This window comes from Methylobacterium brachiatum (genome assembly GCF_900113845.1).
Classification (GTDB): Bacteria; Pseudomonadota; Alphaproteobacteria; order Rhizobiales; family Beijerinckiaceae; genus Methylobacterium; species Methylobacterium brachiatum.
In genome coordinates, this window is sequence record NZ_FOQW01000027.1 from 1 (window position 1) to 23,716 (window position 23,716).

Genomic DNA, 23,716 nt, shown 5'->3' on the forward strand with positions numbered 1-23,716 from the left:
CTGGTGGCGTCCAAGGCGCGCTCGGGCGAGGTCAAGCAGCTGGTCAACGCGCTGCGGGCCTCGGGCGAGCCGGAGGCGGACGCGCATCTGCGGATGTACCGGCCGTGGGGCTGGTACCAGCGGATCGACATCGGCGAGCGCTTCCAGGTGAAGCGGATCCAGGTGGTGCCGGGCGGGCGCCTGTCCCTGCAGAAGCACTATCACCGGGCCGAGCACTGGGTGGTGGTGCGCGGCACCGCGGAGGTGACCGTGGATGACCGGGTGGTTCTGGTCCACGAGAACGAGGCGGTGTACCTGCCGATCGGCTCGATGCACCGGCTGAACAACCCGGGCAAGATCCCGCTGGAGCTGATCGAGGTCCAGGTCGGCTCCTACACCGGCGAGGACGACATCATCCGCGTCGAGGATATCTACGGACGTTGAGCCGGAAGCGCGCCGACATCGTGAGCGGCGGCGCGATCAGGCAGAGCATGACGGCGCGTCCGAGCCCTGTCCGAATGTGACCGCGTGAGGCACGGCTTTCGTGCTTGACGCGGTTTCCTGGTCTGCGGACTTATTTGACGGGGCTTTCAACTCCCTGACCGGCACGCCCGCGATAGCCGGCCACGCAACAGCGCTGGGACGTTCCGACATCTTGCCGGGGCTTACTTCAAAATTGGCGCGCAACACCGCATTCCAGCAGCCCATTCCCGTCGAGACTGTGGCTCCGGCGGATATCCGATCAACGGCTATCAGCACGGCCCGATGCCCGTCGCGCGGCATTCAGGGCCCGAGCGATGCGACGCGCTTCGGCTGACAATGCCGCGAGGTGATCCGGCACGGCCCCACCCTTGCAACGCATGTATCCGCCGGCGGAAATAAAATCGTTCCCGTCTAGACCGACAGATTTACCGACCAGCCCCGGATGCGATACGAGTGCTCAGCGAATCACAATTTGTAATGGAAAATATCGGCGATGGGGCAAATAGACATCCCGACGGGCGCCACATCCCGTTCGGAAACATGCTGATTCGCGCGTCAGTCGCGCGATGAAGACCAGAGATCGTGATCGCCGGGTTGAGATGAGACATGGTTGAGCAGGCAGCCCCGACGATCGAGAACCAGGAATCGCGCGAACATTACGAGGCCGTCGTGCTCGGGGCCGGCATCAGCGGCCTGGTCTCGGCCGCGGTCCTGATCGAGCAGGGGTACCGCCGGATACTCGTCCTCGACGAGTTCGAGAAATACGGCGGCAATCACATCGATTGCGCCATCGGTCCGTACAGCTTCGATATCGGCAGCTTCATATTCCAGGACGACTCGCCGTTGCTGGTGCATTTTCCTGAGATGCTGCCGTTGTATGTGCCCATCGACCCGACCTGGGGGAAGCTGACGCCGCAGGGCGCTGTTGCCGGCTATCCGCTGTCGATCAAGGACGACATCCTGCGCTCCGGCCTGTGGGGCTGTGCCCGGATCGGGTTGTCCGTCCTGTATTCGCGGATCTCCCGGCCGAAGATCCGGAACGCGCGCGATTTCGCCCGGTACTGGATCGGCGACTACCTGCTGAGACGGTCCGGGCTCGAGAGCTACATGATGCGCTTCTTCGGCATCGCCGCCGAGAAGGTCGATCTCGATTTCGCCGAGAAGCGCATGCTCTGGATCAAGGAGCATTCCTCCCCGAGAGCGATGCTGCGGCACCTGCGGCCCCGCAAGGCGGAGGCGCCGACCAATCGACAGCTCGCCCGGCCGAAATCGGGCTACGACGATCTATACGCGGTCGCCGCCGCGAAACTGCGCGGACAGGGCACCGAGTTCCGGCTGGGCTGCACCGTCGCGCAGATCCGAAAGGCCGGGTCGGCGTTCCATCTCGACACGACCGGGGGGTCCGTCACCGCGGACCGGGTCGTGTCGACGATCCCGATCAACCGCGCCCTCGAGATCTCCGGACTGGGCGCCGACGAGAACCTCACGTCGGTGACCCTGATCAGCCTGTTCTTCAGCTTCTCGGGCAAGAAGGGCTTCGACTGCGCGGTCCTGTACAATTTCTCGCATGGCGGGTTCTGGAAGCGCCTGACCATGTACTCGGATTTCTACGGCACGGCCGAGGGGCGCGAGTATTTCGGCGTGGAGGTCATCGCGTCCCAGGCGGGGAACAGCCTGGAGATCGCGGAGCGGGATTTCCGGTCGCACGTGGCGGCCAATCATCTGTTCGACGGCGACCTGAGACTGGAGGGCAGCCGCTTCGTGCCGAACGCCTACCCCATCTACATCAACCGCGCGCAGGAGCGGGTCGGGGTGGCGCTCGCGCGGCTGCGCGCGTTCGGGATCGAATCCTTCGGGCGGCAAGGCGGGTTCGATTATCAGCCGACCGCCCGCGTCTCCACGCAGAACGCCGAGACGCAGGTGCGGCGCGGGCCGGCGCAGAAAGCGTCCTGACACTAGCAACCCGCCGCGGGCGCAGGCTGACGCCCTCGCCGGCCATGGCATCACGGACAGGGGCCGCGCCGGACCTATCGACATGGTTGCAGCCCCATCACCGCATGCAACCATGAGATCAAGGTTGGGGACACGAAGAATTGAGGGCCCGAGATACCGGACCGACCCATGTGGATCGAGCAATCCATCCCTTGTATCGGCTACGTAGACGAGTGGATTTTGACATCCGGGCAGGATAGAGACCGGGGTGAAATCCGTACCCGGTTCCGTCGTGTGGGGCGGGGCTTTGAAGGCCCGGTGCGGCGCCGTCTGGCGCTGAAACGGCGTCCGCTCCGAACGCGAGCGGTGGAGCGATCGGCTCGCGGCGGGCGCGAACGGGCCTGACTTGCGTGAGCGCGAAGCGGAGTAGGCGTCAGTCGTGGAGAAAGAGCCGAGAATCGCCGTCGTCATCACGTGTTTCAATTATGAGACCTACGTGGGCAAGGCGATCCGGAGCGTCCTCGACCAGAAGACGGCCGATTGCGAGCTCGTGGTGATCGACGACGGGTCCACGGACCGGTCGTGGGCCGTGATCCAGGAGACGGGCGCGCGCGCATACCGGATCGCCAATGGCGGGCAGCGGTCGGCGTGTCTGTACGGTCTCGGACAGACACGCGCGCCGTTCGTCCTGTTCCTGGATGCGGACGACGAATTGGCGCCCGGCGCGCTCGCGCGCATCCTCCAGGTCCTCGATCCCGGTGTCGCGAAGGTCCAGTTCTGCCTGACCTGCATCGACGCGACCGGACGGGTCATCACCGAGCGCTACCCGGCCCTGGAAGCCTTCCGCAGCCAGGACAAGGTGGTCGACGAGATCCTGCGCTCGGGCGTCTATCAGACGCCGCCGACCTCCGGGAACGTGTTCCGGCGGGATGTCTGCGAGGTCCTGCACCACTGCGCGTACGACAATGCGGTCGACGGCGTGATCCTGCTCGTCGCGCCGTTCATGGGCGATGTCGTCAGCCTGTCCGAGACCCTCGGCCTGTACCGGGTCCATGGGCAGAACGATTCGGGGCTGGGGCGTGCCCCGCGGGCCGAGACGTTCGAGCGCGACCTCCGGCGCTTCGAGCTGCGGTTGGCGCATCTGCGCCGGCTGGTCGGTCAGTTGCGGCCGGAGGCGGTTCTGATCGAGGCTGAGCGGACCTACTATTTTCGGTTCATGGATTTTTCCGCCGCGCTGGTCCGCGGAACCCGATACGGGTCTCGCGGCTTCCTGGACCTGCTTCGGGCCATCCTGACGGAGCCGCGCCCGCTGAAGTGGAAGGTCGCGACCGCGCTGTTCTTCGTGGCCATGTTCCTGGCCCCGCTCCGCCAGGCACAGGCGCTTCTCGCGTTCCGATTCTCGGTCGGGCAGCGCTCGGCGCGACGCTTTCTGCGGGCCGCCAACGCCTCGCAATAGAGGCTCGGCCGGCCGAAATTCAACCTGTGCGTACTATATCCAGGCACAGCGCAGACAATGCGTAGTCCAATAACGCTGGACGGTTTGTATTAATCTTCGGCGTTGATTAGGGTCGCGCCTCGCGGCACCGCCGAGCGTCACGCGGCCTCCAGGGCCGGACGCGATGTCGGGAATGTCTCAGGTGAAGCGAGCGTCGGTGTAACGTGCGGATTCTGCATCTTCTCAATCATAGGCGCCGCCTGAACGGGCATGTGCATGCGGCCGTCGATCTGGCCTGCGCACAGGTCAAGCTCGGCCACACCGTCGCGATGGCGAGCCAGGGCGGCGATTTCGACGAGCTGCTGCGGACGAACGGCATCGAGACCTTCGTCGTCGATCACGAGCGCCGTCCGGGCCCGGTCCTGAAGTCCATGGTGGGGCTCACCGGGCTTCTGCGGCGCTGGAGACCGGATGTCGTCCACGCGCACATGATGACGAGCGCCGTCCTGGCCTGGCCCGCGTGCAAGCTGACCCGGGTCGCGCTGGTGACGACGGTCCACAACGAGTTCGAGAAGGGCGCCATCCTGATGGGGCTGGGCGACCGGGTCATCGCGGTCAGTGCCGCCGTGGCCAAGTCCATGCAGAAGCGCGGCATTTCGGCGTCGCGGATCGACGTCGTGCTGAACGGCACGATCGGTTCCGCCCGGATGACCGGCCGTTCCGAGGTCCCGAAATCCCTCGATCACCCCGCGATCGTGTTCGTCGGCGGCCTCCATCCCCGCAAGGGCTTGCCCGACCTGCTGCAGGCCTTCGACGCCGTCCACGCGCAGCACCCGGCGGCGCGGCTCTACGTGGTCGGCGGCGGCCCGACGCAGGATAGCTACACCGCGATGGCCCGGGCGATGGCGTCCGCGGACGCGATCGCCTTCGCCGGCCCGCAGGACGATCCCTATCCGTGGATGCTCGGCGCCGACATCTTCGTGCTGCCCTCTCACGCCGACCCGGCGCCGCTCGTGCTCTCGGAGGCGCGGGAGGCCGGGTGCGCGGTGATCGCCACCCAGGTCGACGGCATTCCCGAACTCCTGGGCCAGGGCGAATCGGGGATCCTGGTGCCGCCGAAATCTCCGGACCGGATCGCCGACGCGCTCCGGATGCTGGTGACCGACCCGGACCAGCTCAAGGCGTGGCGCGCCAAAAGCCAGATCGGGATCGAGAACCTGCGGATCGACCGCGTGGCGCGCGCCGCCCTCGAGGTTTACGGCCGCGCCATCGGATCCAGGGCCAAGCCCTCCGCATCGTGACGCAGGCGGGACCCAGGGGTCGCGCGAAGCCGCTATCCTGGCGGGTGTCCGGCTGTGTATTGGGGCAATAGGCTCACTAAGGCCTGTCATCGCCATATCGCCCATATCCGGGTTCATTTTCAGGGACAGAGACATCACGTTTCGCGCCGGCCGCGATCCCGTCGCATGTCGTCTCCCGCAGGATCGGTTCATGCTCACCCTCAAGACGTTGCGTGGCGCCGGCTGGAGTGTCGCGGCCCGAACGTCGTCGCGCGTGATCGACCTCGCAACGCTGCTCCTCCTCGCCCGGATGCTGACCCCGGCCGATTTCGGCCTGACGGCGATCGCGGTCTCGCTGGTCGCGATCGTCGAGATGGTTCTCGAGGTGCCCTTGGTGCAGGCGCTGATGCGCCTGCAGAAGATCGAGAAATCGCACCTGGACACCGCGTTCACGCTCGGCCTGCTGCGCGGCGGGGTGATCGCGGTCCTGATGATGCTCGCCGCCTGGCCGGTCGCGCATATCTACGACGATCCGCGGCTCGTCCCGCTCATCCTCGTCCTGGCGCTGGGGCCGATCGCGCGCAGCCTCTACAGCCCGACGATGGTGCACTTCTTCCGCGATCTGGACTTCCGCGTATCGTTCGTCGCGGATTTCTCGGGGAAGGTCATCGCGGCCCTGCTCTCCCTGGCGGTGCTCTACGCGGGCGGCGGCTATTGGGCGCTCGTGATCAATCCCGTGGTGTCGTCGCTCATGCCGACGATCCTGTCCTACGTGCTGGCTCCCTACAGTCCCAGGCTCTCGCTGGAGCGGCTGCGCGACTTCTCCGCCTTCACCGGCTGGTTCACGTCCTCGCAGGTCCTGGCCGCGTTCAGCTGGCAGTATGACCGCGTGTTCCTGGGCTACAATGTCGAGAAGGCCGTCCTGGGCCGGTACAGCCTGGCGAGCGATTTCTCGGTCATGCCGACCCAGAGCCTGATCGGTCCGGCCATGCGGCCGGTCATGGCGGCGTTCGCCACGATGGCCGACGACCGGAAGCGCCTGCACCTCTCCTTCCTCAAGGCGGCGCGCCTGACGATGTTCATCGCGCTGCCCGCGGGCATCGGGATAGCGCTGACGTCGGACCAGATCGTCGAGGTCTTCCTCGGCAGCCAATGGAGCTCCGCGTCGGTCTATCTGCGGTGGCTGTCGCTCGCCGTCATGCTGACCGCCTATTATCAGCCGGTCTCGTCGCTCTGCGTCGCGATCGATCAGCCCAACCTGTTGTTGAAGATCAACATTCTGGAAACCGTCACGAAGCTCCCGCTGCTGACGGTCGCCTTCTACACGGGAGGCCTGCTGCTGATGCTGTACGCGCGGGTCGTCGCCGCGGCCCTGCATTTCCTGATCAGCGCCGTTTACGCGCGCCGCGTGATCGGAACCAGCCTCACGGCGCAGATGCGCAACCTGTGGCAGGTCGCGGTGTCCTGCATCGCGATGGCCTTGGCCGTCCTCCTGTTGGAGAACCTGTTGCAGCGCTTCGCCATCCCCTCGATCGCGCAGCTGGTCGCCATGAGCGCGTGCGGCGCCGTCGTCTACGCCGCATCCATGCACCTGTGCGGCTTTCGCCTGCGCGCCCTGCGACAATAATCCCGGGCGGTCGATCGCGGATAAGACCGGCCATCGACCGGGATATGCTGCGCCGCTTTCGATTCAATCTTAATTTGTCTGTTCATCGCGCCGCGCGATTTTTAGCAAAATTCGAGGGCGCGATATTTGCGTAAACTGCGGAGCGGGTTGAGTGTTGCCTGATATCGTATAAAGTAACAGCCAGCGACGCAGTGCGGCCCTTGTCCCGAATAGCGGGACGAAGCCGAGGTATTTTGTCGGAACCCGGTTTCGGCTCAGGAGATTTGAATGTATTGGCGGCAGATTGCTGCGTCTTGCGTGTTCGTGGTTGCCAGCGTTCTCGCAGCACCGGCCGCCGAGGCCCCGGGCCGATACTTGCTCGGCCCGCAGGATCGTCTGACCATTCGCGTCTACGATCTGCGACGCAACACCGGCGAAGCGTATTCGTGGACCGCCCTGAACGGCGAATTCTCCGTGGCCGCGGACGGCACGGTGTCGCTTCCTCTGATCGGCCAGATCAAGGCGTCCGGCGGGACGCCGACCGATCTTGCCGAGGCGATCGGAACCTCGCTGAAACAGGCGGCCGATCTTGCGGAGACGCCGGCGGCGTCGGTGGAAGTCGCCAAATACCGCCCGTATTACATCACCGGTGCGGTGCAGCAGCCGGGCAAGTTCGAGTATCAGCCCGGCCTGACCGTGCTCCAGGCGGTCAGTACCGCGGAGGGCCTGCTGCGCGCCACCGACCCGCGCATGGTGCGGCGCGAGATGGTGACGACGCGCGGTGAGCTGCGGACGCTCGCCGCGGAGCGGATCGCGCTGGCCGCCAAGCAGGCGCGCCTCGACGCGGAGATCGCCGGGACGGATACGATCACCTTCGGCGAGGATCTCAAGGCCAACGCGGACAAGGCCCGGGCCGATCAGGCGATGCGCGGCGAGCAGCTCCTGTTCGACACGCGCCGCAACGCGATCAAGGCCGAGGTCGCCGCGATCGAGCAATCCATGTCGAGTTTCCGCGCCGAGATCGGCGCCCTGGAGAACAAGTCCAAGTCGCTCGATCGCCAGATCGAGCTGAGCCGGGGCGAATTGAACCTCGTCAACGATCTCGTGGCCAAGGGGCTGACGATCACGCCGCGGAAGCTGGCTGCCGAGCAGAGCCAGGCCGCCTTCGAGAGCAACCGGCTGGACGTTCAGGTCGCGATGCTGCGCGCCCAGCAGAGCCTGACGCGGGCCGAGCGCGACATCATTGAGCTCCGGTCCCGGTTCCGCCGCGACGCCCTGGCGGAGGCGGCCGATACCCGCCTCAAGCTGGCGCAGAACGACGAGAAGACGCTGACCGCCGGGCGGCTCTCGGCGGATGCCGAGGCGCAGACGCTCGGCACGGCCGAGGATGGTAGCGAGACGCTGACGCCGCGCTACGAGGTGACCCGCCGGGTCGGCGACCGGTCGACCACCTGGCTCGCACAGGAAGACGGCCAGGTCGAGCCCGGCGACGTCGTCCGGGTCACCCTGGTCCGCAACCCGAGCAGCAGGTCCGGGGAGGCGCCGCAGGTCGGCGGTCCGCGCCGGCCGTCCGAGGGGGGCAATGCGAACCGCACCGGGCCGGCTTCCGCGGATGCCGTGCGCCGGGCCGCCGAGAGCGCGGACCGCTAGCGTCCGGCCCCGGACGGAGCGGGGTCGAGCGCGGCGCGCCGTGGCGACCGGCTGAACGTTTCTCCCCTTGAGGCAGGCGGATCATGAGCTTCGAGCCGATCGGCGCAATTACGATCGTTGTCGGGCTGTTCTGCCTGCTGTTCGGCACCCGGTCGACGGTCGTCGCCTTCGTCATGTTCTGCACGCTCGGATCCGCCGCCGCGCTGCTGCTCGGCGGCGCGAACGTGCAGCCGGCCCACCTGTTTCTCGTCTTCCTGGCCATCTCGACCCTGTTCTGGCGCAAGACCGCCGTCGAGATGCTGGAGGCCCTGAAGATCACCGAGCCGGGTTTCTGGCTGCTCTGCCTCGTCCTGTACGGCGTGCTGAGCAGCTATGTCATGCCGCGGCTGTTCGCCGATGAGACCTACATCATCCCGCTCGGCGCCTCGGCGCATCTGAGCACCAGCGACGGCGCCGTGCCGCTGGGGCCGGTGTCGAGCAACCTGACCCAACCGATCTACCTGATCGGCGACCTCTTCTGCTTCCTCATGATCGCCACCGTGGGATCGACGCAGCGGGGCCTCGAGACGCTCGCCACGGCACTCATCGCCTACGCGGCCACCAATATCGGCTTCGGCATCCTCGACCTGGTCACCAGCGCGACCGGCACCCAGGAGGCGCTGCAATTCATCCGGAACGCCCAGTACACGTTCCACGATGAGGAGGTGGTCGGCACGATGCGGCGGATCATCGGCTCCTGGCCTGAGGCGTCGGCCTTCGCCGGCATGACGCTGGGGGCGCTCGGATTCACTGGCATGCTGTGGCTGTGCGGGCGCAAGCCCCTCGTCACCGGCCCCCTGGCGCTGCTCTCGCTGATCTTCGTGGTGATCTCGACCTCATCGACCGGGCTGGTCGGTGCGGTCGTCGTGCTGGGGCTCCTCTACGCGACGGCGCTGCGGCGGTGCAGCCTGCGCCCGCAGGATCGCTTCAGCGCCGCGACGGTCGTCCTCGGCCCGCTGCTGCTCTGCCTGATCGTGCTGCTCGTGCTCGCCACCGACGGCGTGGCCGCGCGGATCTACGAGTACGTCGACACGCTGATCCTGAGCAAAGCGCAGACGGAATCGGGCATCCAGCGCGCATCCTGGAATGCGCTGGCTTGGCGAAACTTCTTCGATTCCTGGGGTCTCGGGGTCGGCCTCGGGACGAACCGGACCTCCAGCTTCCCGCTCGCGGTGCTGTCGAATGTCGGCGTGCCCGGTGCCGTCTTCTACCTGCTGTTCATCCTGACCGTGTTCGGCGTCCGCCGGGGCGAGCCGCGGAGCTATCCGAGCGACGTGCGCGCCGCGGCCCGGGTCGCCTGCCTGTCCCTGCTGACGGGCGCCGTCATTGCCGGTCCCACGGTCGACCAGAGCCTGCTGTTCTACGTCTTCGCCGGCGTCGCCTCCGCCTGGCCGGAACGCGAACGCCGCCCGGCCGCGTCGGCCGCGAAGCTCATCCCCGACACGCTCGCTCTGGGCCAGGTGGGGGCCGCGCTGCGGTAGCGGTCAGGCCGCCGCGGCGGCCCCTACGGCTTGCCGGATGGCCTCCGCGTGGATCTTGGCCGAGTTCCCGACGCTGTAGCGCTCGATATTCTCCCGCCTGAAATCCGCGAAGCTTCTCTCTTCGGCGATCCGGTCGCAGTAGCCGTTCATGGCCTCGACCAGGGCGGCTTGGTCGTCGGGCGGGACCAGCTGCCCCAGGCGCCGGTCGATCAGGATGTCGCTCGGCCCGAACTCGCAATCGGTAGAGATGACCGGCAACCCGCATCGGAGCGCTTCGCAGATGGCGAGGGACCATCCCTCCCACCGCGACGTCGCGACGAAGACATCGCTCGCGTAGAGCGCCCGCTCCGGACTGTCGGGGTGATATTCGAGCGTGACCACATCCGTCAGGCCGAGACGTTGGATCTGCGCGGTCAAGGCCGCCTTGTCGGCACCGTGGCCCACGAGACGCAGCCGGATGTCCTGCCGACGCTTGTAGAGCGCGGCGAACGCGTCGATCAGGATGTCCTGGCCCTTCTGGTAATCGTATCGCCCGACATTCACGAAGGTCACCAGCCCCGCTGTCGGCTTGTCGTCGGGCCCGGGCGCTGCGAATTTCCGGACCGGGTTCGGCACCCAGACCGTCGGCCTGCGGCAGTTAAAGTCGTCGGTGAAGGCGCGCAGCTGCCGGGGCGAGGTGCCGAACACCGCGGCCACGCGTCGGAGGACGAGGTGCCGGAGGAGGAAGAACAGGATCTTCGCCTTGAGGTGCCCGCTCTCCCGGCGCGGATTCCCGTGCAGGTGCATCGCGATGGGCTGCCTCAGACCCAGGCACGAGAACCAGAAGATCACCGTCGGTTCGATCTGGGGAATGACGACGAGGTCGTAGTGCTTCTCCCGCACGACGCTCCGGAACGCCCGCATCAGGGCCAGGCGTGACGAACCGGCCCGCCGGACGATGGTGTAGGCCCGCGGCAAGGGCGGGTGGTTCCTGTGCTCGGACACGAGCAGGACATCGACGTCGAACGCGTCGCCGTAGGTTTCAGCCAGTTCCGTGCAGATCTCGTCGTTGACGCGCTCGATCCCCGCGAAAACCGTCGTGCCGGGCTGGCAATAGAGGACTTTGATCTTTCGATCCGTCGCGACGGCCATCAGGGACACTCTGAGTCTCGGTATGCGGGCACGGTGATCGCCGGAAGTGCGCCGCGAGGGCGGGACTTCGCGCGGACCTTGGAGCGATCCCCGCCGGAGCGGAGGCCGGTTCGGCGGGAGACGGCGCGCCCGGTGACGGACCGGGCGCGCGCCAGCACGCTAGGCGCGGTTGAGCACGGCACCGATGACGCTGGCACCGGCACTGCGCAATCCGTTCACGGCGTCCGAGAGTTCGTCGACGGTGGTGCGTCCGGCCTCGGCCACGATGATCACCGCATCGGCCCGTCGGGCCGCGGCCCGTGTCTCGGCGGAGACCGACAGGGGCGGCAGGTCGAGGATGACGTAGCCCGTCTGCCGCAGGTGGTCGATCACCTTGGGAAAGGACGGGGCACCGAGGTAGACGCGGCTGTTGGCGGCCGTGTTCGGCAGGCGCGCGGGCAGCACGGAGATCCCGCCGTAATCGAGAAGCTTGGCCTCGGGAATCCGGCTGGGATCCTCGATCAGATCGGCCAGGCAGGCCCCCTCCCAGGTGTCGACATCGTAGGTCAGGGACCGCGGGGCGGATCCGTGGATGTCCGCGTCGATCATCGTCACCGAACGTCCGCTCTCCCGGATGATCCGGGCGAGGTTCAGCCCGATCAACGAGGTTCCGGAATTCGCGGTGCAGCCGACCAGGGCGACGACCGCCTCGCTGTCGCCGGGACGGCTCGAGAGGGCGAGCTGGATCGAGGTCCGCAGGTCGCGGATGCCGGAGGCGAAGCCGCTATTGCCGAGCCACAGCGTCGTGGCGGACCGCAGGTCGCTCGGACCGCGCCGGCCGGCGACGCCCTTGCGCGAGACGTCGGGCATGACGGCCAGGCACGGGATGCCGACGCGCTGGACGAGATCCTGCGGGGTCCGGATCCGCCGGTCCAGCGCCTGCCGCAAAGCGACGGCGAGCAGCCCGCCGACGAGACCCACCGTCAGGCCGAGGCCCAGGATCAGCGTCTTGCGGGGTGCGGACGCCCGAAGCGGCTGGAGCGCGGCACCGATCACGCGGGCATCGGCGTCCGGCGTCGGCGCGTCCGGCAGGCTGCCGCTGGCCACCGCGGCGGCGGCCGACCGCGCCTGCGAGGACAGCGCGTTGACGCGGCCCTGCAGGAATTCGGCGCCGTTCTTGGCGGCGTCGGCCTTGGCGGCGATCGATTGCCAGAGATAGGCCGAGACGGCGGCGTTCGCGATCCGACGCGCCTGGGTCGGGTTGGTGGAGGTGTAGGAGACCTCCACGACGTAGGACTGGCCGACCCGGCGGACGCTGAAATTCTGCGCGAAGGTCTCGAACTGACGCTGCTGAACGACTTCGGGGCTCGGCGGCGGCGGCTCCGGAATGCCGAGCAGGGATTTCAGGCTCAGGCCCGACGACTCGGCCTTGGCGGAGGGCGGAAGGCCGAATTCCGGATTGTTCGCGAGGCCGAGGCTGTTGAACACGTTGGCGAGCAGGCGCTCGGAGCGCAGGACCTGGAGCTCGCTCTCGGCGCGTCCGACATCAAGGCTCGGCGCCACCGCGCCTTCCGCTGAGCCCGAACCGGCCTGGCGGCGCGGCTCGAGCAGCAGCGTCGCGGTCGCCGTGAACAGGGGCGTGGCGGTGCTCGCGTAGACGAAGGCGACGCCGACGCAGAACAGGATCCAGAGCGCCACCACGAATTTGTGGCGCTTGGCGGCCTTCAGGGCGGCGGAGATCACCGCCATGGGACCGTCCGGGACGCCCACGGACGTCGCCTCCGGGAACGGCCAGACGACCTGAGGCCGATCCTGCGAAATCCGATTTTGATCGTGCACGCTCATCTCACGGCTTTCCGTCGGATCTGCAGGGCCCGCTCAGGTTCGAGGCGTCCGAGGAGTGCGTCAGCCGCACCCCGCAGGTTGCCTCGCAAACGGCCGCGCCGATCGATGAACGGCTCCGGGACGGCTGATCGCGCCAGATTGCTGGTGAAGTTCCGAAATAAATGATCGGCCACCTGAGCGTAAGTCATCGTTCCCTTACGCAGCATGTACAGGGGATTAACCACCTGCGAATAGCCGAGCCGGTCCCCGGCGATCCGGCCGCCCTTCACACCCATGTGGACGCCGCGGGCCGCCATGCATTTCACGAGCCGACCGCCCTTCGCCCTGAGGGCCGCGCCGAAATCCCGGTCCTCCAGCCACCCGTAGAGGACCAGGCGCTCATCGAACCGCAGGGCCCCGATCGCGGAACGCCGGAAGGCCATGTTGCATCCATAGGGACTGAACGGCTCGATCAGCGGCGCTGGCACGACCGGTCCGCTCTCCGCGAGCAGGCGATCGACCTCCTCGAAGGTCAGGCCGGGCCCCTTGATGCCGTCCGCGAGCACGTCGCCCGTGAAGCCGACGATATCCGCCTCGTCGCGGAACGTCCGGGCGGCGACATCGAGCCACTCGGCGTCGGGCACGAAATCGTCGTCGAAGAAGGCGACGACATCGATCCCTTCGGGTAGCGCGGCCAGCGCCGCGTTGCGCTGCGCCGCGAGACCGGGGCGGCCGGTCACCACCGCGACGTCGGGCCAGTTCGCGGCGTCGCCGGCATCCTCCGGCTTGATGCAGGAGATCATCACGGCGGCCGGCTTGTAGGTCTGCCGGTCGAGGATCCGCCGCAGCGTCTGGGCGACGACGTCCGGCCGTCCCAGGGTCGCGATGACCACGGCGATGCTGGGCGGGGCGGAGGCGGTGCGGGGGCGCCCGACATCCCGCCGCTGCGGCGCCTGCATCACGTCCAGGTAGCCCTGCGCCGTGTCGGCCCAGGAGAACCGGGCTGCCTGGAGCCGGCCGCGGCCGATCAGATCCTGACGGAGGTCGGCACTCGCCAGCAACGTCCGGACATGCGCCAACCAGAGATGCGGCTGGTCCGGGGGCGCCAGGAGCGCGGCGGTGCCGCAGATCTCCGGCAGGCTCGCCCGGTCGGTGGAGATGACCGGGCAGCCCCGGGCCATCGCCTCGAGCGCCGGCAGACCGAAGCCCTCGGTCAGCGAGGGGAAGGCCAGGCACAGGGCGCGCTCGAGCAGGTAGGCCAGATCGTGATCGCTCACGAAGCCGAGATGCTGCACGTTCGCGCTGCGCTGCAGATCCTCCGCGGCGAAGATGCCCGCCTGCCCGCCGGCGATGATCAGGTCGACGCCGAGGGTCGCGAACTCGCCGGCCAGGCCGAGCAGCAGGCCGAGATTCTTGTGTCGCGCGCGCGAGCCGAGCGCCAGGACGAAGGGGCGCTCGCTCCCGTCCGGATTGCGGCGCAGGGCCGACGGCGCCCGGGTCGCCTGGTTCGAATCCCAGGCCCGGACATGCTCGTGCCCGTTGGGGAGGACGAGGATGTCGGAGGCCTTCAGCGACAGATGCTGCGCGATCTGCCCGGCCGAGAAGGTCGAGACGGTGGCGATCCGCGCCGCGCGCCGGGCCAGCAGGGGCTGGAGCGTCTTGTAGAACGCCCGGAACGACGCGCTGTAGCTCTCCGGCTCCAGGAAGACGTTGGCGTCGTGGATGCAGACGACCTGATCCGCCTTGAAGGCCGGGGCGGTGTTGCAGAGGTTGAGCAGCCGACCCGGCCAGGCGCGCGGCAGGACGGCCTGCTCCCAGGCATGGCCGCCCGAGCGGCCGACGACCTTGAGCGGCGTCCCGTCCAGGCCGGGATCCTGGGCGCCGGGCGGCGCGAGCAGGGGGATCGTGGATCCCTGCACGGACACGGCCTGGCTGATCGCCCGGGTCACGTTCAACGCGTAGCGCTGAACGCCGGTCATCGATTGCGTCAGGAAGCGACCATTGATCCCGAACGATTCAGCCGCTTTCATGCTGACGATATACTCCTATTGCGATTCGTCATATAAAATATTAATCTATCCAATATGCTCGATAGTGCTTGTCACTATTTTTGCCGTCCAACCCGACCCTTCCAGGCCGCGACGTCCGTTTCAATTGCTGCGGGCCGTTTTGCACTATCACAGCGATATTACTGGTAAATGCCCCTTAAGGCTACAGTTCCTTACGCTATCGCTCAGCCGTGTACAAGAAACGGCCGCTGCCCTTGAGAGCAGCGGCGCCGCGTCGTGGCATCTGCGCGTCGGGATCGATCCGGCCCGGACCAGCCCGGATCGCGGGGCCTATTCCGCCAGCACCAGCAGGGAATAGCCGCCGAGGATCCGCACGGTGAGATCCTGGTTGAGCGCGAACATGGCCCGGCGCGGGATCTTCATCAGCTTGCTGGACGTCGCCTGGTTGGGCAGTTCGAGGCGTCCGGCCGTATAGGCGTGGTCGATGATGTTGTATCCGCAGTCCCGCAGGGTTGCGAGCGCCGATTCCTTGAAGAAATAGTGCAGGTGGCCGACACCCTTTCGCAGGTTCATGATCGGCCGCTCCCGGGCAAGCGACTGCACCGACAGGTCAAGCGGGATGTGGAAGATCTTGTATTTCGCCAGGGGACGCAGCTGCTTCGCGAAGCCGAGGTAATCCTCGACATGCTCGATCACGTCGATCACCAGCATCACGTCGAACGGCGCCGCCGCGGCATCGAACACGCTCTCGAGGTGGAATTTGGTCCGGTCGGTCTCCTTGGTCTTGGCCCGCCGATAGGCATGCGGGGAGACCTCGTAGCCGTAGCCCTTCGAGAAGCCGAAGGAACGCTCCAGGTTGAGAAGGATGTCCCCGGTCCCGCAGCCGACCTCGCAGAGCGTATCGAACGTGATGGCGTTCTTGTTGATGATCTGAGCGATCTGCTTGGCTTTCCAGGGCGCGTCTTCCTCGTGCCAGCCTGGATTATTTTCCGCGTACGTCTCGCTTTGGTATATTTCAAGCATACTGGTCATCCCCAGGCATAGGTGTGACGGGGAACTGAGTTCGTCCTGCCATCAACGTTTCGACAGCCAATATGGCCTCACCGCGCATTGCATTTTTGTAGCTCTGCCCCCCGGCAAAGCAACCTTCCAATTGAAATATCAACCGCTTAACGGAAGGATCGTTAAGGCCCGAGATTTCTATAGCTGGCCAGATTTCCATTTTCGTCCGCGTAATTGCGGTGGATCCATTACGGGCGACGCTCGCGCAATGGGTTGCCCTCGCGGGCGGCTCGCCGATGGGTTGAAGAGCGCCGCTGTTTGCAATCTATAAGGCTGTATAAGCCGCGCTGTAGCCGGATCAGTACTTACATCGGCGTTCTGTGCAGCCGAATCGGCAGGCGCGAAGACTCTGCCGGCCCAACGCGCCGTCGCCCGACAGCGTGCCGCGCCTGGTCAACGCCCGCGCCGGTGCAGAGCCCGCATCTCGGAGCGCAGCGCGCGCCCGGCATAGATCAGCTCGATCAGCGAGAGCGCGAGGCGGCCGCCGCGCGGGAACGTGCGGATCACGGCCCCTTCGCGCCACAGGCTTTCGCGGATCTGCTTCAAGCGGCTCGCCGCGCCGGGACCGGCAAATTGCGCCCGCAGCTCGGTCCGCCCGAAATCGCGGGATCGGTGCCCGAGGCTCAAGGTCGCCACCGCCTGCGCGTCCGGCCAGACCACCGCATCCTTGAGCTGCTGCCAGGCGCGCGCCGCATCCTGCGGGACGCGATGGAGCGATTCCGGCGCGAGGCCGTCGATGGCGGCCAGGACACCGGAGAACAGGCCGGGCTGCTCGGGCGCGACGCGGCTCTCCCAGCCGGGAACCTGAAGGTTGGCGCGCGGCGCCGCGCCGTCGGCGCCGGCCGTGAAGGTGCGAACGCTCGCCAGGTCCGGCTCGAGGCAGGCCTCGATCAGCTGCCAGAACCGGAGCGCCGAGGTCCGGACCTCCCAGGGCTTGTACGCGTCGCTCTCGACGCTGAGGCCGAATGTCCGCGCGAAATGCGGCGTGGGAAGCCCCTTGTAATTGCATCGGGCGAATTGGAGGCCGGACCATTGCCGGTCCGGGATGCCCTCCTGGAGGATCCGGACCGTGCTGCCGTAGAGGCCGGTATCGACCAGGACGCCGTGGCGGCGGCCGCCGGTACAGGCCGCGAGATGGGCGCGAAACAGCCCATCCTGCTCCGCGACCGCGCGGTGGAGCGCCACCACGCCGGGCTCGTCGCCCGCCAGGAGCGCGATGAACGTCACCGCCTCGAACGGCGCGTGCCAGGGCGGCGGCAGGTCGAGATCGTCGCGCTGCGCCAGGGCGGCGGCGATCTCGGCCATCGACTGGCCGCTGAACTCGCGCTCCAGCTCTGACAGGACGCCCGGGCTCGGCGGGTCGAAGGCGGTCCGGGCCGCGACGAGGCGCGACACCATCAGGTCGGCGTGCGGCACCCGCTGCGGCAGGGCGGTGCGGTCGAGGAAGCGCTCATAGGCGAGTCTCAGCCGCAGGCCGCCGCGGGCGCAGAAAAGCAGGACGGCCTCGTCCCCCTGGAGGAAGCGCTCGAACAGCCAGAGACGGAGGCAGAATTCGGCCAGGATCGGGCCCAGCACGACGCGCCCGAACGTCTCGGCGTCGAGCCGGCCGACATCGGGTACGCTCATGCGGGTGCGCCCACGCGCTGCGTATGCGCCGCCCGGATCCGGAACCCGTGGAGCGCGCGGGCCCGCAGGGCGTCGGCCCGGCGCCGGAACACGAGATGCTTCGGCCGCAGCACCTGCAGGGAGCGCAGGCCCGCGGCCTGGGCCATCGTCACATCCGCTTTGGTATCGTCTCCGATATGCAGGATATCGGCAGCCGCGACGCCTTCCTGGCGCAGCACGACCTCGAATAGGGCACCGGTGCGCTTGGTCGCGTTGTGGTCGGCGCTGGCATAGATCTGGGCGACGGGATGGTCGGGCGCGCGGGCGGCGAGCAGCTGCGCGATCGTCTCGCCCCGATGATACGTGTCGCTGACCGCGATGATCCGGCATCCGCTCCGGGCCTGCGCGCGGAGCCAGTCCAGGAGGACCGTATTGGCGGTCAACTGGGCGATCTCGATCGCGATCTCGGCGTGATGCAGGATCTCCGCCGCCTGGGCATCGAGAGAGAGGATCCGCGCCATCGCGTCGATCATGTCGGCGAACCGGACGTCCCCCGTCGGGCAGGAGAGGTCGAGGGCTCGATAGGCCTGCTTCTGGACGTCGAGGCGGGCGTCGTAGATCGCGCCGGGATGCCGCACGATGCCCCGCTCGGCGGCCAGCCGCTGCGCGGCGAGCACGGCGATGTCGTTGAACCGCTGACGTTCCGAGCGATGATCCCGATAGAGCAGCGTATCAAATACGTCGCAGGAAATGATCCGGGCAGCAGCTGTCTTGGGGAGGAGCATGATGCCTTTTAGCCCTTTAAACCCGCGCGTATAGCCGCGGCGGGCCGATCGCCGGGACGCGTCTCCGGCATGCCCGACCTATCTGGAGCGTGGCAACCGCGATTGCGGTCTATCCAGCCAAAATCGCTGGACGGATTGCCGGTTAACAATATTCGTGCGCGATTTTGCTGCCGAACAAGCCTGTCGGGGTCCGGCGCCGATCGCGCGTCGGAAGGAAGCGCGCCCCACCCGGACCTCTCCGTCCTCGCCGAACCGGCATCCCGTCCGGCGAAGGGCGCCGCGGGCCGCGCTTCGAACCCGCAGCCCTGGGCGAACCCGCCCTATTCCTTGCAGACGGCGTCGCGCTTCGTCTCGTCGGGGGCGAAGGCGTAGACGTAATCGACCAGCAGATCGGAGGGGTTGGGGGTCTTGTCGATCGGCCAGCCGGAGCCGAGGGCGAGGTTGACGAGGATCATCAAGGGCTTGGTGTGCTCGGGCGGGGTCGGGGTCCGGCCGATCTCGCGGCGGTCGAGATAGAAGACGACCCACTCCTTCGTGACATCGACGCCATAGGTGTGGAAGCTGTCGTTGAGCGAGCCGCTCGGCACCGAGGTGACGATCTCGCCGCCGCGGTTCTTCTTCGGATCGGTCTTGTCCCAGATGTGCCAGACCGAATGGAATCCGTCCGGGAACTGGCCGTAATATTCCAGCACGTCGATCTCCACCGACGGGGTCTTGTCGTCCTTCGGGTTGTTGGCGTTCAGCCAGAAGGCCGGCCACACCCCGGGGCCCGGCGGAAGCTTCATCCGGGCCTCGAAATACCCGTACATCAGGGCAAAGCCCGCGGTGGTGGGATCGGCCGAGGAGATCAGGCCGGAGGTCCACTTTCCGTTGTCGTGCTTGCGCGCCCGGATCTTCAGGATCCCGTCCTTGACGATGAACGGCGCGTTCTTCTCGGGGTCGGCGAAGATGTCGATCGGATCGATGAACTGGGCATCGCCGAAATCGCCGTTCCAGGGCGTGTGCGCCGACCACCGCGTCCGCTCGTTGTTGGACTTCGAAACGCTCAAGTCGTTGAAATCGTCGGCGAAGACCTTCTTGTACCGGCAGAGCTGCAGCGGCTCACCCTGCGCTTTCAGCTCGCGACATCCCGCGACCGTGGCGAGGCCGGCCAAGGCTGCAACGGCCGGGAATACCCATTTATTCCTCATCAAGCGTGCGCCCATTTGGGATACCTGCAATGTCAGTGAGTTTTAGCGATTATATTTTGCCTTATTAGACGGTGTATATAGTTTCGGTCCAGGGCAAAGATCGGCAGAGTGCCGAGGCGCGGGACGGTCAGGGCGCGACAGGGCGTCCGGACGACGCGCGGGCCCGGGACTGCGGCGACACGGTCAACGGCGGCGCAGCGCGGCCTTGACCCGTGGCCCCGTCGAGCGAGACCGCACCGATGGCGATGGAAGGACGCGCGAGGGCGCCACGCGTGGCACCGGGCGGGCCGGCGCACGTCATCGCCAGCGGACGCAAAGTCCAGGACCAATCTCGGCGCTTAACCGCTGCGCGGTCGCGAATGTCGTCGCGCCGCCCAAAGCTCCGGCGCAGGCGGCCGGCTCACGTCGCGGATGGGACGGACCCGTCCAGCGGCCTCAGAACGCGAACCCGACTTCGGCCGCGAAGGCGTCGAGGAGCGGCAGCGAGGCGTCGAACAGCGGGCGCGAGCCGAAGGCGTCACCGGCGCGCACGAACAGGGTCGCCTTGGCGTTGCGGTGCGGACCAAACACGCAGGCGAGGCGGCCGTCATCCTTGAGCTGATCCAGCAGCGCCTGCGGCCGGACCTCGACACGGCCGTTGATCAGGATCACGTCGAACGGCCCCTCCTTGGGGGCCCCCGCCTGGAGCGGCCCCTCGATCACCCGGGCCGAGGAGCCCAGCTTGGCGCGGGCCTTCTCGGCGAGGTCCGGCACCGATTCGAGCGCCGTCACCGCCGCGCCGAGATGCGCCATCACGGCGGCCGCGTAGCCGGTGCCGGTGCCGACATCGAGGGCCTTGGCGCCGGGCCGGATCTTCAGGGCCTGGATCATCCGGGCCAGCACCATCGGCGCCGGCAGGCAGCGGCTCTCGCCGTTCGCGCCGTCGAGCCGCAGGGTCTGATCGATATAGGCGAACGGCTCGCGGCCCGGGGGCACGAAGGCCTCGCGCGGCACCGTGTCGAACGCGTCGAGCACCGCGTTGTCGTTCACGTCGAAGGTCCGCAACTGGCAATCGACCATCATCCGCCGCGCCTGCGCGTAATCGATCATCGAACCGTGTCCTCGAACCGGATCGGAACGCCGCCCCCGCCGGGCCGCTGCGTCGGCGCCGCGGTCCCCGGCCAAGCTCAAGCGTTCCGGACGCGCGCGTTTTCGGAGATCACTCGCCAAAACGCAAGGTTTTCGCGGATGGGACCGGCCACGAGCGTCAACGGCGCGGCCGCCCGGCGACGGCAGCCGGCGACGCTGGCACGCGAAAGGCGGGTGACGGCCGCATGCCGCTGTCGCGCCAGGGTTGTCCAAGGGCTCGCGTCCCGCGGCCAGACGTTGAATAATGAGTGCAGACCGGATCGGGCGCGCGAAGAGCCCGGCCATATCGGGAGGCATCATGACGCCAGCCAGCAAGCCGATTCTGACGCGCGGGCTCGCCGCCGCGCTCGCCTGCCTGGGCCTCGGGACCCTGGCCCCGGGCGGATCGCGTGCCCAGGAGACGCCGGCGAGCTCCGCGCCGCCGGCCAGCGTGCAGGTCGACCGCGGCTCGGCGCTTTATGGCCGGCCGGAGGGCGGGGACGCGGCCAAGCTCGCGCCGGTCGCCGGGCCGCCCCTGGCGACGGCCGCCGCCAAGCTGCCGCTCGACAAGCTCAAGGTTCCGGAGGGCTTCAAGGTCGAGGTCTATGCCAGCGGCCTCGCCAATGCCCGCTCGATGACGCAGGCGCCGGACGGGACGCTGTTCGTCGGCACCCGCACGGTCGGCAAGGTCTACGCGGTGCTGCCGCAGGCCGGCCCGGACGGCAAGCGCGCGGTCAAGACCATCGCGTCCGGCCTGCACCGGCCGAACGGCGTCGCGTTCCATGACGGCGCGCTCTACGTGGCCGAGCTGTCGAAGATCTGGCGCTACGACGACATCGCCCAGCACCTCGACGGCGCCGGGAAGCCGAGCCTCGTCTACGACGACCTGCCGAAGGACGAGGCCCATGGCTGGAAGTTCATCGCGATCGGGCCGGACAACAAGCTCTACGTGCCGATCGGCGCGCCCGGCAACATCGTGCTTCCGCCGGACACCCACGCGCAGATCCGTCGAATCGATCTCGACGGCAAGAATGCCGAGGTCATCGCCCGCGGCGTGCGCAACACGGTGGGGTTCGACTGGAACCCGAAGACCAAGCAGCTCTGGTTCACCGATAACGGCCGCGACTGGGTCTCCGAGGACATCCCGAACGACGAGCTCAACGTGCTGACCGAGCCCGGCAAGCAGCATTTCGGCTACCCGTTCTGCCACCAGGGCACGTTCACCGACCCGGAATACGGCTGGGGCCATTCCTGTTCGGAATTCACCGCCCCGGCGGGCCTGCTCGGGCCGCATACGGCCTCTCTCGGCATGCGGTTCTACACGGGCGCGCAATTCCCGGAGGCCTACAGGAACGCGGCCTTCATCGCCCGGCACGGCTCCTGGAACCGCACGGCCAAGCTCGGCGGCGACGTGGTCGTCGCGCGGCCGGGCCCGGACGGCAACGTCGCCTCCGTCGAGCCGTTCCTGACCGGCTTCCTCCAGGACAACAAATATGCCGGCCGGCCGGTGGACGTGCTGGTCGCCAAGGACGGGTCGCTGCTCGTCTCGGACGATTACAACGGCGCGATCTACCGCGTCAGCTACGGCCAGTGATGCGCGCTGTCTCGAGGATCGGGGCGATCCGGGGGCTCGCGCCGGCCCTCGGCATCCTGCTGGCCGGTGCGGCGCTGGCCGCGCCCGATGCGGCCATGCAGGAGCGTCTGGCTCCCTGCGTGGCCTGCCACGGGACCGGCACGTCCGAGACCGAGGGCGTGCCCTCGCTCGGCGGACAGCAGGCGGATTACGTCGTCACGCAGCTATTCCAGTTCCGGGAGAAGCAGCGCGAGGCCCCGCCGATGAACGACGTCGCCGCCGGCTTCTCCGACGACGACCTGCGCGCCTATGCCGACGCGGTCGCGACCCTGCCGGCACCAGCCTGGTCGGGCCCGGCCGCGGACCCGGCCCTGGTGGCGCGCGCCCAGGCGCTGGTCTCCAAGCACCAGTGCAATTCCTGCCACGGCGCCGACCTCGCCGGCCGGGACGCGATTCCCCGGATCCGGGCGCAGCGCGAGGAATATCTCGCCCGGGCGCTCACGGCCTACAAGTCGAACGCCCGGCCGGGCTACGACCCGGCGATGAATGAGGTCGCGCAGGGCCTGAGCGAGGCCGACATCAAGGATCTGGCGGCCTACGTCGCGCGACTCTGAGCCTCGCGGCTCAGCTCACGGGTCGCAGCGTATCGCCCACGGCGAGCGCGCCACCGGCGATCACCTCGGCATAGACGCCGAGGTCGCGATGGCCGAGCCGCGCGTCGAGGGTCCAGGGGATGTCGTGGTCGCGCACGCCGCTCGTCGGATCGACGTTGGTGGCGGCGCAGCGCACGGTGCGCTTGGTGATCTTGAGCCGCAGCCCGCTCGGCGCCTCGATCACCCGCCCGACCATGTCCAGCTCGGCGAACGGTGCCAGCCCCTCGACCAGCAGGTTGCCGCGGAAGCGCAGCGGGTCGACCGGCGCGCCGAGATACTCTTCCACGGCCGCCACGCTCGCGCGGTTGATCAGCGAGACGTAGCCGGTGGGCGAATCGGTGAACCGGTATTGCGGCGGCGCCGCGAGAACTTTCGGCTCACCCCGCAGGCTGTCCGGAAGATAGCGCCGCATCAGGTCGGCGAGCCCGTCCCGACCGGCCTCCGTATCGAGCCGGAAGGCCAGGGTTTCCCCGTTATGCGCCACCGTGAGCGTGGCGGTGGAATCGTCGTAGCGGGTGCGCAGGCGGGCCAGCGCCTCGTCGCGCATCAGCATCAGGTACTTGGTCTTGGGCTGGTGCCGCGGTGCCACCGGGTTGAAGCCCGAAGGCCCGTTCTCGATGGCGTAGAGCCGGTCCCCCGGGAAGAAGCCGCTGGTCTCCAGCTCCGCCCGTTCCAGAGGCTCGGGACTCAGCCCCTTCACGGGGTAGCGGTAGAGGCCGAGGAGGCCGATTTCGAGCGCGGCTTGCATGCCGGGAAGGTGGCGCGGAAAAGCTGTGCCGCGCAAGTCCCCGGCCCCTTGTGGTGCGCAAATACAACACCACATCGGGTCTACCGGTGGCTTTCGGCGCCGGGGCCCCGACGCGGCGGATAGCCGGGGGGCGACGTTTCGGCAGGGCCGCGCCATCTCGGGCGG

General features: G+C 67.8%; 18 protein-coding genes. 9 read left to right on the forward strand and 9 right to left on the reverse strand.

The features are described 5' to 3' along the window. The 7 genes from BMZ47_RS25735 to BMZ47_RS25765 form a co-directional block, all read left to right on the forward strand. Positions 1 to 423, forward strand: a 423-nt coding sequence (locus tag BMZ47_RS25735; protein ID WP_139221072.1) for a cupin domain-containing protein, incomplete at its 5' end; no start/stop codon positions are given. A gap of 645 nt (positions 424 to 1,068) precedes the next feature. Next, positions 1,069 to 2,415: an FAD-dependent oxidoreductase gene (locus BMZ47_RS25740; protein ID WP_091865039.1), complete on the forward strand. Its 1,347-nt coding sequence runs from the start codon at positions 1,069 to 1,071 to the stop codon at positions 2,413 to 2,415. A 418-nt stretch (positions 2,416 to 2,833) separates the two neighbouring features. Then, positions 2,834 to 3,850, forward strand: coding sequence for a glycosyltransferase family 2 protein (locus tag BMZ47_RS25745; protein ID WP_091865041.1), 1,017 nt, complete (start codon positions 2,834 to 2,836; stop codon positions 3,848 to 3,850). Positions 3,851 to 4,053: 203 nt separating this feature from the next. Then, on the forward strand, positions 4,054 to 5,130 hold the full coding sequence (locus BMZ47_RS25750) for a glycosyltransferase family 4 protein (protein WP_091865043.1): 1,077 nt from the start codon (positions 4,054 to 4,056) through the stop codon (positions 5,128 to 5,130). Between the two features lie 190 nt (positions 5,131 to 5,320). Continuing rightward, positions 5,321 to 6,736, forward strand: a complete 1,416-nt coding sequence (locus BMZ47_RS25755) for a lipopolysaccharide biosynthesis protein (RefSeq protein ID WP_091865045.1) — start codon at positions 5,321 to 5,323, stop codon at positions 6,734 to 6,736. A 267-nt stretch (positions 6,737 to 7,003) separates the two neighbouring features. Next, positions 7,004 to 8,365, forward strand: a complete 1,362-nt coding sequence (locus BMZ47_RS25760; RefSeq protein WP_091865048.1) for a polysaccharide biosynthesis/export family protein — start codon at positions 7,004 to 7,006, stop codon at positions 8,363 to 8,365. An 83-nt stretch (positions 8,366 to 8,448) separates the two neighbouring features. Continuing rightward, positions 8,449 to 9,885 (forward strand): hypothetical protein, encoded by a 1,437-nt coding sequence (locus BMZ47_RS25765; protein WP_091865050.1) that lies wholly within the window; start codon positions 8,449 to 8,451, stop codon positions 9,883 to 9,885. A gap of 3 nt (positions 9,886 to 9,888) precedes the next feature. Here the strand turns inward: BMZ47_RS25765 and BMZ47_RS25770 are convergent, their stop codons facing one another. From BMZ47_RS25770 to BMZ47_RS25805, 8 genes are all read right to left on the reverse strand, one after another. Continuing rightward, positions 9,889 to 11,016: a glycosyltransferase gene (locus tag BMZ47_RS25770; RefSeq protein ID WP_091865091.1), complete on the reverse strand. Its 1,128-nt coding sequence runs from the start codon at positions 11,014 to 11,016 to the stop codon at positions 9,889 to 9,891. A 159-nt stretch (positions 11,017 to 11,175) separates the two neighbouring features. After that, entirely contained in the window at positions 11,176 to 12,744 is a 1,569-nt protein-coding gene (locus BMZ47_RS25775; protein WP_230365609.1) for a Wzz/FepE/Etk N-terminal domain-containing protein, read from the reverse strand. A gap of 92 nt (positions 12,745 to 12,836) precedes the next feature. Continuing rightward, complete coding sequence (locus BMZ47_RS25780; protein WP_091865052.1) at positions 12,837 to 14,849, reverse strand: glycosyltransferase; 2,013 nt, start codon at positions 14,847 to 14,849, stop codon at positions 12,837 to 12,839. 309 nt (positions 14,850 to 15,158) lie between these two features. After that, entirely contained in the window at positions 15,159 to 15,851 is a 693-nt protein-coding gene (locus tag BMZ47_RS25785; protein WP_091865054.1) for a class I SAM-dependent methyltransferase, read from the reverse strand. 432 nt (positions 15,852 to 16,283) lie between these two features. Continuing rightward, positions 16,284 to 17,516: a glycosyltransferase gene (locus BMZ47_RS25790; RefSeq protein WP_091865056.1), complete on the reverse strand. Its 1,233-nt coding sequence runs from the start codon at positions 17,514 to 17,516 to the stop codon at positions 16,284 to 16,286. Next, positions 17,513 to 18,280: an HAD family hydrolase gene (locus BMZ47_RS25795; protein WP_091865058.1), complete on the reverse strand. Its 768-nt coding sequence runs from the start codon at positions 18,278 to 18,280 to the stop codon at positions 17,513 to 17,515. The genes BMZ47_RS25790 and BMZ47_RS25795 overlap by 4 nt, the downstream gene beginning before the upstream one ends. Before the next feature lie 320 nt (positions 18,281 to 18,600). After that, positions 18,601 to 19,470 (reverse strand): glycoside hydrolase family 16 protein, encoded by an 870-nt coding sequence (locus tag BMZ47_RS25800; protein ID WP_047170778.1) that lies wholly within the window; start codon positions 19,468 to 19,470, stop codon positions 18,601 to 18,603. Between the two features lie 435 nt (positions 19,471 to 19,905). After that, positions 19,906 to 20,559: a protein-L-isoaspartate O-methyltransferase family protein gene (locus BMZ47_RS25805; RefSeq protein WP_091865060.1), complete on the reverse strand. Its 654-nt coding sequence runs from the start codon at positions 20,557 to 20,559 to the stop codon at positions 19,906 to 19,908. Between the two features lie 337 nt (positions 20,560 to 20,896). On the opposite strand from BMZ47_RS25805, the gene BMZ47_RS25810 reads away from it, so the two are divergent. Both BMZ47_RS25810 and BMZ47_RS25815 read left to right on the forward strand, forming a co-directional pair. Next, positions 20,897 to 22,171, forward strand: coding sequence for a PQQ-dependent sugar dehydrogenase (locus BMZ47_RS25810; protein WP_208601116.1), 1,275 nt, complete (start codon positions 20,897 to 20,899; stop codon positions 22,169 to 22,171). After that, a complete protein-coding gene (locus BMZ47_RS25815; protein ID WP_091865061.1) occupies positions 22,171 to 22,764 on the forward strand; it encodes a c-type cytochrome in 594 nt (197 codons plus the stop codon). The genes BMZ47_RS25810 and BMZ47_RS25815 overlap by 1 nt, the downstream gene beginning before the upstream one ends. Before the next feature lie 10 nt (positions 22,765 to 22,774). Here BMZ47_RS25815 and BMZ47_RS28290 read toward each other — a convergent pair whose 3' ends face one another. Further along, positions 22,775 to 23,551 (reverse strand): MOSC domain-containing protein, encoded by a 777-nt coding sequence (locus tag BMZ47_RS28290; RefSeq protein ID WP_167369112.1) that lies wholly within the window; start codon positions 23,549 to 23,551, stop codon positions 22,775 to 22,777. Positions 23,552 to 23,716: the final 165 nt, after the last annotated feature.

Coding starts and splice junctions, on each gene's coding strand:
- BMZ47_RS25815 (WP_091865061.1), top strand. CDS start 22,171: ATGCGCGCTGTCTCGAGGATCGGGGCGATCCGGGGGCTCGCGCCGGCC.
- BMZ47_RS25790 (WP_091865056.1), bottom strand. CDS start 17,516: ATGAGCGTACCCGATGTCGGCCGGCTCGACGCCGAGACGTTCGGGCGC.
- BMZ47_RS25800 (WP_047170778.1), bottom strand. CDS start 19,470: ATGAGGAATAAATGGGTATTCCCGGCCGTTGCAGCCTTGGCCGGCCTC.
- BMZ47_RS25805 (WP_091865060.1), bottom strand. CDS start 20,559: ATGATCGATTACGCGCAGGCGCGGCGGATGATGGTCGATTGCCAGTTG.
- BMZ47_RS25785 (WP_091865054.1), bottom strand. CDS start 15,851: ATGCTTGAAATATACCAAAGCGAGACGTACGCGGAAAATAATCCAGGC.
- BMZ47_RS25810 (WP_208601116.1), top strand. CDS start 20,897: ATGACGCCAGCCAGCAAGCCGATTCTGACGCGCGGGCTCGCCGCCGCG.
- BMZ47_RS25770 (WP_091865091.1), bottom strand. CDS start 11,016: ATGGCCGTCGCGACGGATCGAAAGATCAAAGTCCTCTATTGCCAGCCC.
- BMZ47_RS25740 (WP_091865039.1), top strand. CDS start 1,069: ATGGTTGAGCAGGCAGCCCCGACGATCGAGAACCAGGAATCGCGCGAA.
- BMZ47_RS25775 (WP_230365609.1), bottom strand. CDS start 12,744: ATGGCGGTGATCTCCGCCGCCCTGAAGGCCGCCAAGCGCCACAAATTC.
- BMZ47_RS25765 (WP_091865050.1), top strand. CDS start 8,449: ATGAGCTTCGAGCCGATCGGCGCAATTACGATCGTTGTCGGGCTGTTC.
- BMZ47_RS25760 (WP_091865048.1), top strand. CDS start 7,004: ATGTATTGGCGGCAGATTGCTGCGTCTTGCGTGTTCGTGGTTGCCAGC.
- BMZ47_RS28290 (WP_167369112.1), bottom strand. CDS start 23,551: ATGCAAGCCGCGCTCGAAATCGGCCTCCTCGGCCTCTACCGCTACCCC.
- BMZ47_RS25780 (WP_091865052.1), bottom strand. CDS start 14,849: ATGAAAGCGGCTGAATCGTTCGGGATCAATGGTCGCTTCCTGACGCAA.
- BMZ47_RS25755 (WP_091865045.1), top strand. CDS start 5,321: ATGCTCACCCTCAAGACGTTGCGTGGCGCCGGCTGGAGTGTCGCGGCC.
- BMZ47_RS25795 (WP_091865058.1), bottom strand. CDS start 18,280: ATGCTCCTCCCCAAGACAGCTGCTGCCCGGATCATTTCCTGCGACGTA.